At 63.6% G+C, this 15,698-nt stretch carries 15 protein-coding genes; 6 read left to right on the forward strand and 9 right to left on the reverse strand.

The window, feature by feature from the left end; translation table 11 throughout:
- The first annotated feature begins 171 nt into the window (after nt 1-171).
- Both ACX3OW_RS08185 and ACX3OW_RS08190 read left to right on the forward strand, forming a co-directional pair.
- Nucleotides 172-1,638 carry a Do family serine endopeptidase gene (locus tag ACX3OW_RS08185; RefSeq protein ID WP_459095259.1) on the forward strand — a complete coding sequence of 489 codons (1,467 nt, stop codon included), beginning with the start codon at nt 172-174 and terminating at the stop codon, nt 1,636-1,638.
- Between the two features lie 72 nt (nt 1,639-1,710).
- A complete protein-coding gene (locus ACX3OW_RS08190) occupies nt 1,711-3,027 on the forward strand; it encodes a replication-associated recombination protein A (protein ID WP_459095260.1) in 1,317 nt (438 codons plus the stop codon).
- Between the two features lie 9 nt (nt 3,028-3,036).
- On the opposite strand, the gene ACX3OW_RS08195 is transcribed toward ACX3OW_RS08190, so the two are convergent.
- Nucleotides 3,037-4,137 carry a patatin-like phospholipase family protein gene (locus tag ACX3OW_RS08195; protein ID WP_459095261.1) on the reverse strand — a complete coding sequence of 367 codons (1,101 nt, stop codon included), beginning with the start codon at nt 4,135-4,137 and terminating at the stop codon, nt 3,037-3,039.
- A gap of 122 nt (nt 4,138-4,259) precedes the next feature.
- Here ACX3OW_RS08195 and crcB point away from each other — a divergent pair, with 122 nt between their 5' ends.
- Genes crcB through ACX3OW_RS08215 form a run of 4 tightly spaced genes read left to right on the forward strand, consistent with a single transcriptional unit; the run spans nt 4,260 to nt 7,066 of the window.
- On the forward strand, nt 4,260-4,640 hold the full coding sequence (gene crcB / locus ACX3OW_RS08200) for a fluoride efflux transporter CrcB (RefSeq protein ID WP_459095262.1): 381 nt from the start codon (nt 4,260-4,262) through the stop codon (nt 4,638-4,640).
- Nucleotides 4,637-5,623: an RluA family pseudouridine synthase gene (locus ACX3OW_RS08205; protein WP_459095263.1), complete on the forward strand. Its 987-nt coding sequence runs from the start codon at nt 4,637-4,639 to the stop codon at nt 5,621-5,623. Before crcB ends, ACX3OW_RS08205 begins: the two co-directional genes overlap by 4 nt.
- Nucleotides 5,620-6,282 (forward strand): HAD-IA family hydrolase, encoded by a 663-nt coding sequence (locus ACX3OW_RS08210; protein WP_459095264.1) that lies wholly within the window; start codon nt 5,620-5,622, stop codon nt 6,280-6,282. Before ACX3OW_RS08205 ends, ACX3OW_RS08210 begins: the two co-directional genes overlap by 4 nt.
- 4 nt (nt 6,283-6,286) lie before the next feature.
- A complete protein-coding gene (locus ACX3OW_RS08215) occupies nt 6,287-7,066 on the forward strand; it encodes an ATP12 family chaperone protein (protein ID WP_459095265.1) in 780 nt (259 codons plus the stop codon).
- On the opposite strand, the gene folK is transcribed toward ACX3OW_RS08215, so the two are convergent.
- The 8 genes from folK to rimO form a co-directional block, all read right to left on the reverse strand.
- Nucleotides 7,063-7,509 carry a 2-amino-4-hydroxy-6-hydroxymethyldihydropteridine diphosphokinase gene (folK, locus tag ACX3OW_RS08220; RefSeq protein WP_459095266.1) on the reverse strand — a complete coding sequence of 149 codons (447 nt, stop codon included), beginning with the start codon at nt 7,507-7,509 and terminating at the stop codon, nt 7,063-7,065. The genes ACX3OW_RS08215 and folK overlap by 4 nt on opposite strands.
- The gene (gene folB / locus ACX3OW_RS08225; protein ID WP_459095267.1) at nt 7,506-7,892 is read right to left on the reverse strand and encodes a dihydroneopterin aldolase; all 387 of its coding nucleotides are present in this window, start codon (nt 7,890-7,892) and stop codon (nt 7,506-7,508) included. Before folB ends, folK begins: the two co-directional genes overlap by 4 nt.
- A 4-nt stretch (nt 7,893-7,896) precedes the next feature.
- Complete coding sequence (folP, locus tag ACX3OW_RS08230; protein ID WP_459095268.1) at nt 7,897-8,760, reverse strand: dihydropteroate synthase; 864 nt, start codon at nt 8,758-8,760, stop codon at nt 7,897-7,899.
- Between the two features lie 133 nt (nt 8,761-8,893).
- On the reverse strand, nt 8,894-10,663 hold the full coding sequence (locus ACX3OW_RS08235) for an SLC13 family permease (protein WP_459095269.1): 1,770 nt from the start codon (nt 10,661-10,663) through the stop codon (nt 8,894-8,896).
- A 301-nt stretch (nt 10,664-10,964) separates the two neighbouring features.
- Nucleotides 10,965-11,741, reverse strand: coding sequence for a sulfate ABC transporter permease subunit CysW (cysW, locus tag ACX3OW_RS08240; protein ID WP_459095476.1), 777 nt, complete (start codon nt 11,739-11,741; stop codon nt 10,965-10,967).
- 197 nt (nt 11,742-11,938) lie between these two features.
- A complete protein-coding gene (gene cysT, locus ACX3OW_RS08245) occupies nt 11,939-12,775 on the reverse strand; it encodes a sulfate ABC transporter permease subunit CysT (protein ID WP_459095270.1) in 837 nt (278 codons plus the stop codon).
- A 68-nt stretch (nt 12,776-12,843) separates the two neighbouring features.
- Nucleotides 12,844-13,827 carry a thiosulfate ABC transporter substrate-binding protein CysP gene (gene cysP, locus ACX3OW_RS08250; RefSeq protein ID WP_459095271.1) on the reverse strand — a complete coding sequence of 328 codons (984 nt, stop codon included), beginning with the start codon at nt 13,825-13,827 and terminating at the stop codon, nt 12,844-12,846.
- Nucleotides 13,828-14,222: 395 nt separating this feature from the next.
- Nucleotides 14,223-15,554: a 30S ribosomal protein S12 methylthiotransferase RimO gene (rimO, locus tag ACX3OW_RS08255; RefSeq protein ID WP_459095272.1), complete on the reverse strand. Its 1,332-nt coding sequence runs from the start codon at nt 15,552-15,554 to the stop codon at nt 14,223-14,225.
- Nucleotides 15,555-15,698: the final 144 nt, after the last annotated feature.

Consider the following 15,698-nt stretch of genomic DNA (forward strand, 5'->3'; position numbering starts at 1 on the left):
TATTTGGACACAGTTTGCGACCGTTCGATAACAGCATTTTCACGAAGAAATCCGGGCGTTTCACAAGGGGAACGAACGGGGCGCCAGACGGTTGCGCCCGCGCCTGCAGTGCGACGCCTTGGTGATGCCAAATTCGAGGCGTTCGCCTCATCTGCTGTGTGGAGACCAATCATGACGCTGCGCCCGCTATTATTCGCCGGAATTGCCATCCTTGCCCTGGCCATTGGCGGCACGCTGGTGTTTGCGCCCTGGAACGGTCCCAGCATCGCACAGGTCGAAGCGCCAGCAGTTCCAGCCGCAGCGCCGCGCCAGGTTCCGACCAGCGATGGCCAAGTCAAGCTCAGCTTCGCGCCGGTGGTGAAGGCCGTGGCGCCTTCGGTGGTCAATGTTTACGCTACCCGCATCGAGCAGCAGGCGGTGTCGCCCTTTGCCAATGATCCGTTCTTCTCGCGCTTTTTCGGCAATGGCCAATTCAGCAGCCGGCCGCGCGAATCCCATGCGCTGGGCTCCGGGGTGATTGTCGAGGCCGGCGGGGTGATACTCACCAACCGCCACGTCATCGAAGGCGCCACCGATGTGCGCATCGCGCTGTCGGATGGCCGCGAATTCCCGGTCGATATCGTCATCGAAGACGCCCAGACCGATCTGGCGGTGCTGCGGGTGCGCCAGCCGGGGGAGGTCAGCTTCCCCGCCATCCAGTTTGCCGATTCCGACGCGCTGCAGGTCGGCGATCTGGTGCTGGCGATCGGCAATCCGTTCGGCGTCGGCCAGACCGTCACCAGCGGCATTGTCTCGGCTTTGGCCCGCACCGGCGTCGAAACCTCGGATTATGAGTTCTTCATCCAGACCGACGCGGCGATCAATCCCCGCAATTCGGGCGGCGCTCTGGTCGATCTCGATGGCCAATTGGTCGGCATCAACACCGCGATCTTTTCCCAGAGCGGCGGCTCGGTCGGGATCGGCTTTGCCATTCCCGCCAATATGGCCCGGCTGGTGGCCGATGCCGGCGTCAGCGGCGGCGAGATCATCCGCCCCTGGTTCGGCGCCAAGCTGCAGCCGGTCACTGCCGATATTGCGTCCAGCCTGGGCATGACTGCCCCGCATGGTGCGCTGATCGCCGAAGTCGCGCCCGAAGGCCCCGCCGCCCGTGCCGGCTTTGCCGCTGGCGACGTCATCCTCAGCGTCGATGGACTGTCGGTCGATGATCCCAGCGCCTTCAATTTCCGCCTCGCCACCAAGCCCATCGGCCAGACGACGGCGCTGGAACGGCTGCGCGGCGGCGCCACGGACACCATCAGCTTCAACGTAGAGCCAGCGCCAGCGGCTGATGACGCCATGTTGGCGACTATCACCGGCAATTCCCGCTTCGCCGGCACCAGCGTCCGCCAGCTCGATGCAGCGCTAGCCGAGGCCAAGGGGCTGCCCTATGACGCCAGCGGCGTCATCATCACCAAGATCGAGCCCGGCTCGGCGGCCGAGCAGATGGGACTGCGCGTCGACGACGTGATCCTGGCGCTCAATGATGTGAAGATGGACACCGCTGCGACCTTCGCCCAGAACGCCAACCAGCGCGCCCGCACCTGGCAAATCATCCTGCAGCGCGATGGCCGGGTAACACGGAGCATTGTCAGCGGGTAGGGCGCGGACCCGATAGTGGGGAATTGCATGGCAAGGCTACGAAAGCCGGTTTCAATCCGCTAGAACAGGCCCATGACCGACCTTTTCGCCCCAGACCCGTCCGACGACTCCGAAAGCGCCCGTCCGCTTGCCGATCAATTGCGCCCGCGCACGCTGGACGAGGTCATTGGCCAGACCCATTTGCTGGGGCCGGACGGCACCTTGCGGCGGATGATTGCCAGCGGTCGGCTCGGCTCGCTGATCCTGTGGGGACCGCCCGGCACTGGCAAGACCACCGTGGCGCGCCTGCTGGCCGACCAGATTGGCTATAGTTTCGAGCAGATTTCCGCGGTGTTTTCCGGCGTCGCCGATCTCAAGAAGGTGTTCGAGAAGGCCCGCTTCCAGCGCCTGTCGGGCCATCGCACGCTGCTCTTTGTCGACGAAATCCACCGCTTCAACCGCGCCCAGCAGGATGGTTTCCTGCCGGTGATGGAAGACGGCACCGTGGTGTTGGTCGGCGCCACTACGGAAAACCCATCTTTCGAGCTGAATGCGGCTCTGCTGTCGCGCAGCCAGGTGCTGCGCTTTGAATCGCTTGGCCTCGACGATCTCGAAAAGCTGGCCGAGCGCGCCGAGGAGCTGACCGGCGACGCGCTACCGCTCGACGCCGAAGCACGGGCCACGCTGCTGACCCTCGCCGATGGCGACGGACGGGCGCTGCTCGGGCTGGTGGAAGAGGTGCTGGCCTCGGCCAAGCCAGGCGAAATCCTCGATGCGGCCAGCCTGCTCACCGTGGTGCAGCGCCGCGCGCCGATTTACGACAAGGCGCAGGACGGCCATTACAATCTGATTTCGGCGCTGCACAAAACCATTCGCGGCTCGGACCCTGATGCGGCGCTGTATTATTTCGCCCGCATGCTCGATGCCGGCGAAGATCCGTTGTTCCTTGCGCGCCGCCTGATCCGCATGGCCTCGGAAGATATCGGCCTTGCCGATCCGCAGGCACTGCCGCAGGCCGTCGCCGGCCGTGACGCCTATCAGATGCTCGGCTCGCCCGAGGGCGAGCTGGCGTTGGCGCAAGTGGTGGTTTATCTGGCGCTCGCACCCAAATCCAATGCCGTTTACACGGCCTTCAAGGGGGCGCTGAGCGTCGCCAAGACCACTGGCTCACCCACGCCGCCCATGGTCATCCTCAACGCCCCCACCAAGCTGATGAAGGGTTCTGGCTATGGCGAGGGCTATATCTACGACCACGACACCCCCGAAGCCTTTTCGGGGCAGGAATATTTCCCCGAAAAGATCGGCCGGCAGAAATTCTACGAGCCGGTCGAACGCGGCTTTGAGCGCGACCTAAAGAAGCGCATCGATTATTTCGACCGTCTCAGGGCCGCTAAACGCACCGGCGAGTAGGGCCAGGCCCTATCTCGGCGTATTCTGCCAGGCCCCCGCCTTGCCATTGGCAAAACCAAACTCGAACAATTGTCCCAGCCAGGCGCTGTCCCCGAGAATGCTCTCGCTCTGCGGGAAGCTGCCGGGGATCGCCGACAGGCGGAAGGCGATGCCGTTGCGCGCGGCAATATTGGCCAATTGCTCGAGATTAGCCCGGCCGAGATATTTCAGCAGCGTCGGCACGGCGCGCTCCAGCAGATCCAGACTCGCGAGCTTGGTGACCGTTGCCGGGGTCGGATCGACCACACCGTTGAAGATCACATAAAGCTTCTGCGTGCCGCGCCCGCCCTTGTAGCCGCCCGGCATCAGCAGCACCTGCTGGGTCACGCCGCCATCGACATGCAACTCGTCAAACCCATAACCCTGAGCTTCCACGTCCAGCAGCACCGGGGCGAACACGCCGGGCACGGCGGTCGAGGCGAGAATGATGCGATGCACCAATTCGAGCTTGTTGGGGATGTTGCTGATGGCGATGGCGCCGATATCCCAGATCACCGGGCGCTGCGCATCAAGGTTGGTGGTGCCGATATAGAGTCGGCGGCCCTTCCGGTGCGCCGCGCCGACTTCGCTGATCACCTGCTCGTCGACCAGCGCCCGGATGGCGGTCAGGATAATTTTGTTGTCCAGCACCGAGGGAGCGCCGAACAGCGCCGCGAGAAAATCCACCCGCATATTGGTCTGCTGGGTCAGGGTCGAGAAGGCCGCTTGCAGCCGCGCGTCATAGCGTGGGCCGAGAAAGGCGAGGGGGGCCATCATGGCGCCAACGCTGATGCCGGTCACCACTTCAAATTCGGGCCGGTTGCCCTGATCCGTCCAGCCGACGAGATAGCCAGCGCCATAGGCGCCATTAATGCCGCCGCCCGACAGGGTCAGATAGTCGACAATGCCGTCGCCGCCGGCCTTGATGCTGGAATGGGTGGCGACGAAATCGGGATCGTCGCCCCAGTAGCGGATGGTCTGGTCCGCAGCAATGGTCGCATTGGCGGTGAGTTCAGGCGTCAGCGCCTTGCGCGGTGCCATGGTCCCGGCGCAAGCTGCGAGCAGCAGCGTTACCGCAATAATTGCGCTCAAGCGCGCCAGCATCCGACCCTGCATCCGTCACCCCCTTCAGAATCGGCGCTAACCTAGTGCAAAATCTGTCAAAATGCTTCCCTTCACACAGGTGAATTGCCCAATTGGTTGATCTTGTGCAAATGCGCGCGCTGCTGTTGGTGGGGTTGGGCGGCGCTATCGGCGCTATCAGCCGCTACGGTCTCGGCAGCGTGATCGGCCGATTTTGGCCCATGTCCTTCCCGCTGGCCACGCTGTTGATCAATATTATCGGTTCGCTCGCCATGGGCCTGTTCATTGGCCTGCTGGCCCGGTTCCTGCCGGCCTGGCAGGACAGTGCGCGCCTGTTTGTTGCCGTCGGATTGCTGGGCGGTTTCACCACGTTTTCGGCGTTTTCGCTCGAAACCGTGGTGCTGCTAGAGCGTGGGGAACTGTTGTTGGCGGGGACCTATGTGCTGTTGTCGGTTGTGGTTTGTGTGATTGGGCTTTATCTCGGGCTTTTGGTGACCCGAGGCGTGGCATGAGTGGCGTACAACAGCGACAGGTAGAGAGTGACGAAGACGGGATGCGTCTGGATCGCTGGTTTGCTTATCACTTCCCCCAGCTCGGCTTCGGCCGGCTGCAAAAATTGATCCGTAATGGCGAGATCAAGGTCGACAAGGCCAAGGTGACCACCAGCACGCGGTTGTTGCCGGGCCAGACCGTGCGCATCCCCCCGATCGATGATGCGGACACCCCCAAGCCGGTCAAGCTCAACGACGGCGATGCGGAATTCTTGCGCGGGCTGATCCTTTATGAAGACGACGATATCTACGTCTTCAACAAGCCATCCGGTCTTGCCGTGCAGGGCGGCAGCGGCACCACGCGCCACCTCGATGGCATGCTCAAGAGCCTTCCCAATGCCAAGGGAGAAGCCCCGCGTCTGGTGCATCGGCTTGACCGTGACACCTCCGGGTGTCTGGTGGTGGCCAAGACCAAAGCGGCGGCCAGCCATTTCGGCACCGTGTTCCGCTCGCGCTCGGCCCGCAAGATCTATTGGGCTATCGTGGCCGGCAACCCGCATCCCCAGCAGGGCGAAATCTCCTGCTTCCTGGCGCGCCAAAGCACTGCCGATGGCGAGCAGATGGTGGTGGTCCGCAATGGCGCCCCCGGTTCGCAGCATTCGCTGAGCTATTATTCCACCACCGATACCGCCAGCCGGCGCTTTGCCTGGGTCACGTTGAAGCCGGTTACCGGCCGCACGCATCAGCTGCGCGTCCACATGGCCCAGCTCGGCACCCCGATCATCGGCGACCCGCGCTATTTCAATATCGAGAACTGGCAGGGCGCCCCGGGCCTTAGCGAAGGCCTGCATCTGCATGCCCGTCGCATCGCGCTGCCGCTGCGCAATGGCAAGCGGCTGGACATGTCCGCCCCGCTGCCGCCGCACATGCGGGCCAGCTTCGAGACATTGGGCTTTGATCCGGACCGCTATGATGTCAGCGGCGACCCCGAGGATGGGAAATGAAACTCGTCGTCTTCGACATGGATGGTACGCTGATCGACACCCAGGCGCTGATCAGCGAGCACATGGCGACCACTTTTGCCGGGCGCGGCCTCACCGCGCCGACGCCGGCAGAGGCGCGTCGGGTCATCGGCCTGTCGCTGCCCCTGGCGCTGGCCCGGCTGGCCCAGACCGAAGATCAGGTGCTGATCGACAATCTGGTGGATGACTACAAGACGCATTATCGCGCCTCGCTGCTCACCGAAGACAGCCGCGAAGGCCTGTTCCCCGGCACGTTGGAGGCGCTGAACCTGTTGCAGGCGCGGCCCGATACATTGCTCGGCATTGCCACCGGCAAGGGCCTGTCCGGCGTGCATCGCATTCTGGCGCTGCACCAACTTGATGCGCATTTCGTCACCTTGCAGACGCCTGACCACAATCCCTCCAAGCCCCATCCCGGCATGCTGGAAACCGCCATGCGCGAAACCGGCGCCGTTCCTGCCGAAACCGTGATGATCGGCGACACCACGTTCGACATCGAAATGGGTGTGAACGCCGGCTGCAAGACCATTGGCGTCACCTGGGGTTACCACGAGCCGGCCGAACTCATCGCTGCCGGCGCCTCTCTCATGATCGACCGCTACGACGAATTGCCCGGCGCGGTCGCCCAATTGCTGGATTAGACCCATGCGTGATCAGCTCGACGATATCCAGAAGCATCTCAATGACGGCTATGGCCGCGCCCAGCACCTCAACAAGGTCGAACTGCCCAAGCGGTTCTACAAGGAGGTGGGTGTCGCCCCGGTGGAGCAGGGCTTCGTGGTGACGCTGGATGGCCGTCAGGTCCGCACGCCGGGGCACAAGTTGCCCGTGGTGGTGCCCGCAGCGAGCATTGCCACGGCGATGGCCGAGGAATGGGCGGCGCAGGGCGAATTCATCAATCCGGCGACCATGCCCATGGTTCGATTGATCAATTCGGCGGTCGAGAGCGGTGGGGTGATGATACCGGCGTTTCGCGAGGAAGTGCTCAAATTCGCCGCTGGCGATTTGCTGCTCTATCGCGCTGAGGCGCCGCAGAAATTGGTGTCGGAGCAGGAGCAGGCCTGGGACAAGGCGCTGGTAACTTTGGCGCGCCATTTCGGCATCAGTTTCCAGCCCACCGTGGGCATCATGCACCAGCCGCAGCCGCAGACGACACTCGACCGACTGGCCGAGGCGCTGTCCGAGGAAAACCTGTTTACGCTGACGGCGCTGGTGTCGATCACCGGGCTAACCGGTTCAGGTCTTTTGGCTATCGGCTTGTGGGCGCAGCTGTTTTCGCCCGACCAGGTGTGGCAGGCCGCCCATGTCGATGAGGACTGCCAGATCTCCCAATGGGGTCAGGATGAGGAAGCCGCCGAGCGCCGCGCCATGCGCCGGGTCGAGTTCGATACGGCCGTCGCCGTGGTCGACGCGATGCGCGCTTAGCCCCGGTTTGCCGCCGTCTCGACCACCCATTCACTCACCTCCGGAGCGATTTCGCTGAGGGGGCTCAGCACGAAGTCGCGCTCGTGGGCGTAGGGATGAGGGATGGTCAGGCGGGGGGTGTGCAGCACCAGCTGATCATAGGCGATGATGTCGAGATCGATCAGTCGCGGGCCCCAGACTTCCTTGCGGATGCGGCCCATTTCCAGTTCGATGCTCTGAAAAACATCAAGCAATTCCAGTGGCTTGAGACTGGTCTCCAGCTCGATCGCCATATTGGCGAAGTCGGGCTGATCGGTCTTGCCCCAGGCCTTGGTGATGATCACCCGCGATTGTTTGGTGATGCTGATCGCGTCGTGGGAATCGATGCGGCGCAGCGCTTCGGCCAGTTGCGCCGATGGATCGCCGATATTGGCGCCAAGGCTCAGCCAGGCCTTTGACATCATTGAGCTTTCCGCTGCCGATGCAGTTCGATGGCGGCCTCGCCGCGCACCATGGCAATCGGGGCCTCCGGCTTGCGCAGGCGGATGATGACCCAGGTAACGCCTTCAAAACTCTCGAAGATTGCATCGACGATGTTCTGCGCCACCGCTTCCAGCAGCTTCATCCGCTTGGCCTCGAAGGCGGCTTTGATCACGTCATAGATATCCGCGTAGGAAATGCCGGTGCTGAGCCGGTCGGTGCTGGCCGGAACCGATAGGTCGGCGCCCAGTTCGATATCGATGAAGAATCGCTGACCCAGCGTCGCCTCCTCGGCGAAAACGCCGTGGTAGCCGTAAAAGCCCAGGTCTTTCAGGATGATACGGTCGCCCGTAAAGCTTTCGGCCATCTGGCTACCTCAGTTCTGCGGGCGGACCATACAGCGTTGCCTGCGCCACGCGAAGGGCATCGCGGTTAGCGCGCACGTCATGCACGCGAAAGATATGCCCGCCATTGATGTATCCCAATACCGTGGTCGCCAGCGTGCCGGCCAGCCGGTCTTCCGGTTGATTTTCCAACAGTTTTCCGATCATCGACTTGCGCGAGGTGCCGATCAGCACAGGCAGCAAGGGCGTGCAGCATGCTTGCGGAATGCTGGCGGTTTTCTTGAGAATTTCATAATTTTCGGCGAGGGTTTTGCCGAAACCGAAGCCGGGATCGAGAATGAGCCGGTCGGCACTCAAGCCAGCGGCTGTCGCCAGCGCAATACTGCGGGCGAAATAGCTGGCCATCGCCTCGAGGATGGGCACGGCAGTGTCGTGCGCCTTGTCCCAGTGCATGACGATCACCACTGCGTTGTGCAGCGCGGCGACCTCGGCCATTTCCGGCGCGCCTTGCAGGCCGTGGACGTCGTTGATGATCGACGCGCCGGCCTGCAGCGCCTGATCGGCGACCAGCGGCTTGTAGGTGTCGACGGAGATCGGGGCGGTGATGCCGTCGGCGATCAAGGCGTCGATCACCGGCATGACCCGATCGAGTTCCTGCTGCACGCCGACCGGCTCGGCGCCGGGACGGGTGCTCTCGCCGCCGATGTCGATGATGTCGGCCCCATCGGCCAGCATCTGCCGGGCATGGGCGACGGCGCTGGCGACGAGGTTGTGCTGGCCACCATCGGAAAAGCTGTCGGGGGTGACATTGAGGATGCCCATCACCAGCGGCGTCTGGCCGAGGATCAGCGGCGCGCGGTTGGGCAGGGGGATGGTGTGGCTGGTGTGCATGGGGAGTGGTTTACGCCAGATTCGGGTGGCGGTGTAGGTGGCGTGCTGCGGCGGAGTGGCTGGGGGAGCCCGGTCCCCTCACCCTAACCCTCTCCCCGAAGGGGCGAGGGGATAAGATCGAGGTTGCGAAAACCTAAAACGGCCAGACCAGCATGAGCATGGGCACGGCCACCAGCACCACCAAAACTGAGAGCGGGGCGCCGAGGCGCCAGTAGTCGGAAAATTTGTAGCCGCCGGGGCCCATGACCAGGGTGTTGCATTGGTGGCCGATGGGGGTGAGGAAATCGCAGCCGGCGCCGATGGCCACGGCCAGCAGGAAGGCTTCGGGGGCGTAGCCGAGGCCGGTGGCGAAGGTGGCGGCGATGGGGGCCATGACCAGCACGGTGGCGGCGTTGTTGAGGAAGGGGGTGACCGCCATGGCGGCGACCATGATCAGCGCCAGCGCGCCCCAGCCCGGCATGGTGCTGGCCACCATGGAGAGCCAACCGGCGATGATGTCGGTGCCGCCGGTGGATTGCAGGGTCGCCGAGACCGGGATCAGGCAGGCCAGCATGATCAGAATCGGTGCGTCGAGCTGGGAATAGACTTCGCGCAGCGGAATCGAGCGGCTGAACACCATGGCGACGGCGGCGGCGAAGAAGGCCGGGGCGACCGGGATGAGGCCGAAGGCGGTGGCGCCCATGGCCACCAGCAGGATGGCCAGCGGCAGCAGCCCATTGCGGACGCTGCCCAGCCGCAAGCCACGCTCGACCAGCGGCAGGCAGTCCCATTCGCGCAGCAGCTCGGGCAGGCGCTTGAGATGGCCCTGCAGCAGGATCACGTCGCCATTCTGAAAACGGATCTGGCCGAGGCGGTCGGTGAAGCGCTGGTCGCGGCGGCTGATGGCAAGCAGGTTCAGCCCGGTGCGGTCGAACAGGGTCAATTCCTGCGCCGAAGCGCCGATCAGGCCCGAATTGTCGCCGATCACCGCTTCGATGACGCCGATATGGGCGGCATCGCGGGTGGCGGCGCCGCGCCGTTCGGAAAAGCTCAGGCCGGAGGTGGACACCATCTTGTCGAGCGCTTCGGGATAGCCCTCGATGATCAGGATGTCGCCGGCGCGCAACTGGGCATCGGGCAACGGGGTGCGGCGACGGCCATTGGCGCCCATGATGCGGGTGATCATGGCCCTTCCATCGGCGGCGGCGTGAATTTCGGCGATGGTGCGGTTGATCGCGGCGCTGTCTTCGGTGACGCGGGCCTCGGTGGTGTAATTCTTGATCTCGATGGCGCGGTCAATGCCGCCATCCTCGCGCTTGCGTTCGGGCAGCAGGCGATAGCAGAAGGCGAGGAAGATCACCCCGACGATGGACAGCGCCAGCCCGGTGGGGGTGTAGTCGAACATGGAAAACGGCTTGCCGACCATTTCCTCGCGGACGCGGGAGACGATGATATTGGGCGAGGTGCCGATCTGGGTCATCAACCCGCCGAGCAGCGAGCCGAACGACATCGGCATCAGGAACAGCGACGGCGAGACGCCGGATTTGCGCGCCATCTGGAAGGCGATGGGCATCATGATGGCCAGTGCGCCAATGTTTTTGACGAAGGCGCTGAGGATGGTGACGGTGATCACCAGCAGGATCAATTGGGCGCGGGGCGTGCTGACATTGGGGGCAAAGCGCTGTACCGCCAGCTCCATGATGCCGGAGCGCGACACGGCGGCGCTGACGACGAGGGCACTGGCGACGATGATGACGATGTCATCGGCAAAGCCGGTAAAGGCCTCGGCGGGTGGCACGATGCCCAACAGCATGGACGCCAGCAGGGCGCAGACCGCGACCACATCATAGCGCCAGCGGCCCCAGACGAACGCAACCATCATGAGCGCGATGATGGCGAAGGCGAAGATCTGCGGCAGGGTCATCAAGTGGTTCCGGCTGACATGGCGCTAGGGTCGCCGGGATGGCCGGTCGGGAGCAAGGGCAAAATCGTGTTGGGAGGCGATTATGTGGTGCAACCAATTGGCGCAGGGGGGATGGGCGGTGGGGGCGTTTGTAGGTGGTTGCCCCATCCACGATGTCATCCCGGCCTTGAGCCGGGACCCATCTTGAGATCTCAGGATGGGCCCCGGCTCAAGGCCGGGGTGACACCGAGTTTGTGGAGCAATGCGGGCACCCGGATGACACCGAGCGTGTGGAGGGTGGAGGATTACGAAAGCGCTGGTGCTAGCGCCAGCCGCCTTTGGCTTCGAGGGCGGATTTTAGCACCAGGGTGACTACGGCCATCAAGGCCAGGGTCGAGGCGGCGGCGAAGGAGCCGGTGACGTTGAAGTCGTTGAAGAGCTGGCTGATCTGCAGGGGCAGGGTGTTGGTCTGGCCGCGTATTGAACCCGAGACCACGGAGACCGCGCCGAATTCGCCCATGACGCGGGCATTGGTGAGGATGGCGCCGTAGAGAATGGCCCAGCGGATATTGGGCAGGGTGACGTACCAGAACATCTGCCAGCTATTGGCGCCGAGCGAGAGCGCGGCTTCTTCGTCTTCGGAGCCCTGCTGCTGCATCAGCGGAATCAGTTCGCGCGCCACAAACGGGGCGGTGACGAACAGGCTGACCAGAATGATGGCGGTGAGCGAGAACATCAGCTGGATATTGGCGGCGGCCAGGAATGGGCCGAGCAGGCCCTGACCGCCATAGAGGAACAGATAGACCGTGCCGGCGACAATCGGGCTGACGGCGGCAGGCAGCTCTATCAGGGTGATGATGAGCTGGCGGCCGGGAAAGCGGAAGCGGCTGACCAGCCAGGCAATGGCGACGCCGACGCAGATATTGATCGGTACCACGATCAGCGCCGTCACCACGGTGAGGCCGATGGCGTGCAGCGTGGTGGCTTCGACGATATTGGCGAAATAGACGCCGAGCCCTTCGCGCAGGGCAAAGGCGAAAATGACCAGCAGCGGTACCAGCAGCATGATGGCCGAGAGCACGAAGGCGAGGGTGATCAGCGCGATTTCGGCGGGGGAGCGGGGCTGGGCTGGATGGTGGTGTTCCCCTCCCCCTTGAGGGGAGGGGTTAGGGGTGGGGGTGTCGTTGGCGGTGCCTGACGGGGCGGGGCGAGTATGCTGATCGGCCGACACCCCCACCCTAGCCCTCCCCTCAAGGGGGAGGGGACCGTATGGAGCGTGTTGCGGCAGCGTGCTCATCAGCGGCTCCGATTCATGTAGCGCAGCTGCCAGGCTTGCAGGGCATTGGTCAGCAGCAGCGTGAGGAAGGCCGCGAGCAGCAGCACGAAGGCCAGAGCGGCGGCGGCCTCGTAGTTGTATTCGTCGAGCCGGATGAAAATCAGCAGCGAGACGATTTCGGTGAGGCCGGGCAGATTGCCGGCGATGAACACCACGGCGCCGAATTCGCCCAGCGAGCGGGCGAAGGACAGGACGCAGCCGGCCATGAAGGCGGGCAGGATGGTGGGCCAGATGACGCGGGCGAACACCTGAAAGCGGGTGGCGCCCAAAGTGCGGGCGGCCTCTTCGAGATCGACATGCACGTCTTCTAGCACCGGCTGGATGGTGCGGACGACGAAGGGAATCGAAGTGAAGGTCATGGCGGCGATGATGCCGAACTGGGTGTAATTGACCTTGAGCCCGTTGGGCTCGAGGAACTGGCCATACCAGCCGGTCTTGGCGAACAGGGTGACCAGCACCAGCCCGGCGACGGCGGTGGGCAGGGCAAAGGGCAGGTCGACCAGTGCATCGAGGATGCGTTTGCCGGGGAAGCTGTAGCGGGTGAGCACCCAGGCCAGCAGCAGGCCGAAGGCGCCGTTGAGCACGGTGGCCGCCAGGGCAGAGCTGAAGGTGATGCGATAGGCCGCCAGCGAGCGGTTGGAGGCGACGATGCGCCAGAATTCGGGCCAGCCCATGCCGCTGACCTTGAGCAGCATGGCCAGCAGCGGCAGCGCCACGATGATGGTGAGATAGAGCATGGAGACGCCCAGCGTCAGCCCGAACCCGGGCAGGAGATGCTTGCTGCGTCGTTTGCTCATGTCTGCCCCTCAAGCGCGAACGGCGTGGCTGGGCGCCACGCCGCAAAATTCAGTAATGTCTCGACCGCTTACTGGTTGAGGAACACCCGATCGAGCAACCCGCCATCGGCGAAATGTTCGGCGGCGACCTTTTCCCAGCCGCCAAAGGCGTCTTCCACGGTCACCAGACGAATCTCGGGGAAGTCGGCGGCGTGGGCGGCGGCGACATCGGCGTCCTGCACGCGGTGGAAATTGGATGCGGCGACTTCCTGGCCGGCGGGGCTGAACAGGAAGTCGAGATAGGCCTTGGCCTGCTCACGGCTGCCGCGGGCATCGACCACCTTGTCGACAATGGCGACCGGGAATTCGGAGAGGAAGCTCACCGAAGGAATGACGGCCTGGTAATTGTCGGCGCCGAGCTGGTGGCGCACGGACAGCACTTCGGCCTCAAAGCTGATCAGCACGTCGCCCAGCTCACGCTCGGTAAAGGCGGTGGTGGCGGCGCGGCCACCGGTCTCGAACACCGGCACGTTGGCGAACAACTTGGTGAGGAATTCTTCCACCTTGGCTTCGTCGCCGGCATATTCCTCAGTCGCCCAGGCGCGGGCGGCCAGATAGGTGTAGCGGCCATTGCCGGAGGTCTTGGGATTGGGGAAAATCACCTGCACGCCATCGGCGGCCAGATCGCCCCAGTCGGTGATGTTCTTGGGATTGCCGGCGCGGACGAGGAAGGCCGGGAAGGAATAGATCGGCGAGGCATTGTTGGGGAACTGGCTGGCCCAATCGGCCGCGACGAAGCCGCCCTGCACCAGCTTGTCGATATCGGTGACCTGATTGAAGGTCACGACGTCCGCCGCGAGGCCTTCGAGAATGGCGCGGGCCTGGGTCGAGGTTCCGGCATGCGACTGGTTGACGGTGACGGTGGCGCCCGACGCGGCATATGCGGTGTTCTCGGCCTCGAACAGCTCGCGGGCGATATCATAGGAGGCATTGAGGATATCGGTGGGCTGGGCAAAAGCCGGGGCCGAACCGAGGGCAATCGTCGCGGCGGCGAGGACGAGAAGCTTGTTCATGGACGCTGGTTTCCAACGAGGAGGAGGGACGTTGCCAGCTTGATGCAATGGGGTTCAGCGCGGCGTCCAGCGGTAAAACCCTGTTCTGGATGAGTAATTTACGGGCGGGGCAGCGACGGCAATGGCGTTGCGCGGTGGGGGCGGTGGAGGGGATTTTTGTTCTGGGGGGAGGGTCACACTGGATGTCATCCCGGCCTTGAGCCGGGACCCATCTCGAGATCTGCGACAGCCGCAAGGTCGTGGTGTGATCGCCCATCTCAGGATGGGCCCCGGCTCGAGGCCGGGGTGACACCGTGGATGGGGATGCCATCTGGCAAACAAGTTGGCCGCAAAACAAAAGGCGCCGCTTGCGCGACGCCTTTTGTTTTGATTCCGAAGCAGGCCCTAGGCCGCTGTCAGTGCACCGCTTTTACCGGCTCGGCGAACAGGTCGTATTCGTCGCTGTCGGTGACCAGCACGTCGAGCATGTCACCGGGCTTGATGCCGGTGGCGTTGTCGATGATCACCTGGCCGTCGATTTCCGGGGCGTCCCACTTGGAGCGGGCGATGGCGCGGTTGGCTTCGGGCTGCACGTCATCGACCAGCACCTGAATGGTGCGGCCGACTTTTTTCGCCAGCTGGCCGGTGGAGACGTGCTGCGCCACTTCCATCAGGCGTTCGAAACGGTCCTGCATCACGTCGTCGGGCACGATGCCTTCCAGCTCATTGGCCGGGGCGCCGGTGACGGGCTCGTATTTAAAGCAGCCGGCGCGGTCGATTTCGGCCTCTTCGATGAAGTCGAGCATGATCTCGAAATCTTCTTCGGTCTCGCCGGGGAAGCCGACGATGAAGTTGGAACGCACTGTCAGATCAGGGACTTGGCGACGCCAGTCGAGAATTCGATTCAGCGTCTTTTCCTGATGGGCCGGGCGGCGCATCGCCTTGAGGATCTTCGGCGAGGCGTGCTGGAACGGAATGTCCAGATAGGGCAGCACCAGGCCTTCGGCCATCAGCTCCATCACCTGATCGACATGCGGGTAGGGGTAGACATAATGCAGGCGGACCCAGGCGCCGAGCTGGCCGAGTTCCTTGGCGAGGTCATAGAACTTCGCCTTGACCGGACGGCCGCGATAATTGCTCTCGGCATATTTGATGTCGAGGCCATAGGCGCTGGTGTCCTGGGAGATGACCAGCAGCTCCTTGACGCCCGAACGGATCAGGCCTTCGGCTTCGCCGAGAATGCCGGCGGCCGGACGCGAAGCCAGGTCGCCACGAATCTGCGGGATGATGCAGAAAGAGCAGCGATTGTTGCAGCCTTCGGAAATCTTGAGATAGGCGTAGTGGCGCGGGGTCAGCTTGAGGCCCTGTTCGGGCACCAGGTCGACAAACTTGTTCGGCACCGGCGGCAGATGCTTATGCACCGCGTTGACCACGTTTTCGTATTGATGCGGGCCGGAGATGGCGAGCACCGACGGGTGGGTCTTGCGGATCAGCTCTTCTTCGACGCCCAGGCAACCGGTGACGATGACGCGGCCGTTTTCGTTGAGGGCTTCGCCGATGGCTTCGAGCGATTCCTGCTTGGCGGAATCGAGGAAGCCGCAGGTGTTGACCAGCACGATATCGGCACCGGCATAGTCGCGGCTGAAGGCATAGCCCTGCGAGCGGAGCGTCGACATGATGCGTTCGCTATCGACGAGGGCCTTCGGGCAGCCGAGGCTGACGAGGCCAATTTTTGGCGCTTGGCTCATGTGAGCTTTGAGTTCCAATGTGGGAAATGTTGGCCGCGTCATATAGAAAAATTGACAGTTACGCAATGTGACTGACCCGCCGGAGAATGCGGGGCAGGTCTGCGCGCAGGTGCGGCGTGTCGAAATTGTGCCGATCCGAACGTC

This window comes from Devosia sp. A449, assembly GCF_054489375.1.

What these genes read in the sequence shown, in the direction of transcription:
- ACX3OW_RS08185 (WP_459095259.1), top strand. Translation starts at nt 172, where the DNA reads ATGACGCTGCGCCCGCTATTATTCGCCGGAATTGCCATCCTTGCCCTG.
- ACX3OW_RS08190 (WP_459095260.1), top strand. Translation starts at nt 1,711, where the DNA reads ATGACCGACCTTTTCGCCCCAGACCCGTCCGACGACTCCGAAAGCGCC.
- crcB (WP_459095262.1), top strand. Translation starts at nt 4,260, where the DNA reads ATGCGCGCGCTGCTGTTGGTGGGGTTGGGCGGCGCTATCGGCGCTATC.
- ACX3OW_RS08205 (WP_459095263.1), top strand. Translation starts at nt 4,637, where the DNA reads ATGAGTGGCGTACAACAGCGACAGGTAGAGAGTGACGAAGACGGGATG.
- ACX3OW_RS08210 (WP_459095264.1), top strand. Translation starts at nt 5,620, where the DNA reads ATGAAACTCGTCGTCTTCGACATGGATGGTACGCTGATCGACACCCAG.
- ACX3OW_RS08215 (WP_459095265.1), top strand. Translation starts at nt 6,287, where the DNA reads ATGCGTGATCAGCTCGACGATATCCAGAAGCATCTCAATGACGGCTAT.
- folK (WP_459095266.1), bottom strand. Translation starts at nt 7,509, where the DNA reads ATGATGTCAAAGGCCTGGCTGAGCCTTGGCGCCAATATCGGCGATCCA.
- folB (WP_459095267.1), bottom strand. Translation starts at nt 7,892, where the DNA reads ATGGCCGAAAGCTTTACGGGCGACCGTATCATCCTGAAAGACCTGGGC.
- folP (WP_459095268.1), bottom strand. Translation starts at nt 8,760, where the DNA reads ATGCACACCAGCCACACCATCCCCCTGCCCAACCGCGCGCCGCTGATC.
- ACX3OW_RS08235 (WP_459095269.1), bottom strand. Translation starts at nt 10,663, where the DNA reads ATGACCCTGCCGCAGATCTTCGCCTTCGCCATCATCGCGCTCATGATG.
- cysT (WP_459095270.1), bottom strand. Translation starts at nt 12,775, where the DNA reads ATGAGCAAACGACGCAGCAAGCATCTCCTGCCCGGGTTCGGGCTGACG.
- cysP (WP_459095271.1), bottom strand. Translation starts at nt 13,827, where the DNA reads ATGAACAAGCTTCTCGTCCTCGCCGCCGCGACGATTGCCCTCGGTTCG.
- rimO (WP_459095272.1), bottom strand. Translation starts at nt 15,554, where the DNA reads ATGAGCCAAGCGCCAAAAATTGGCCTCGTCAGCCTCGGCTGCCCGAAG.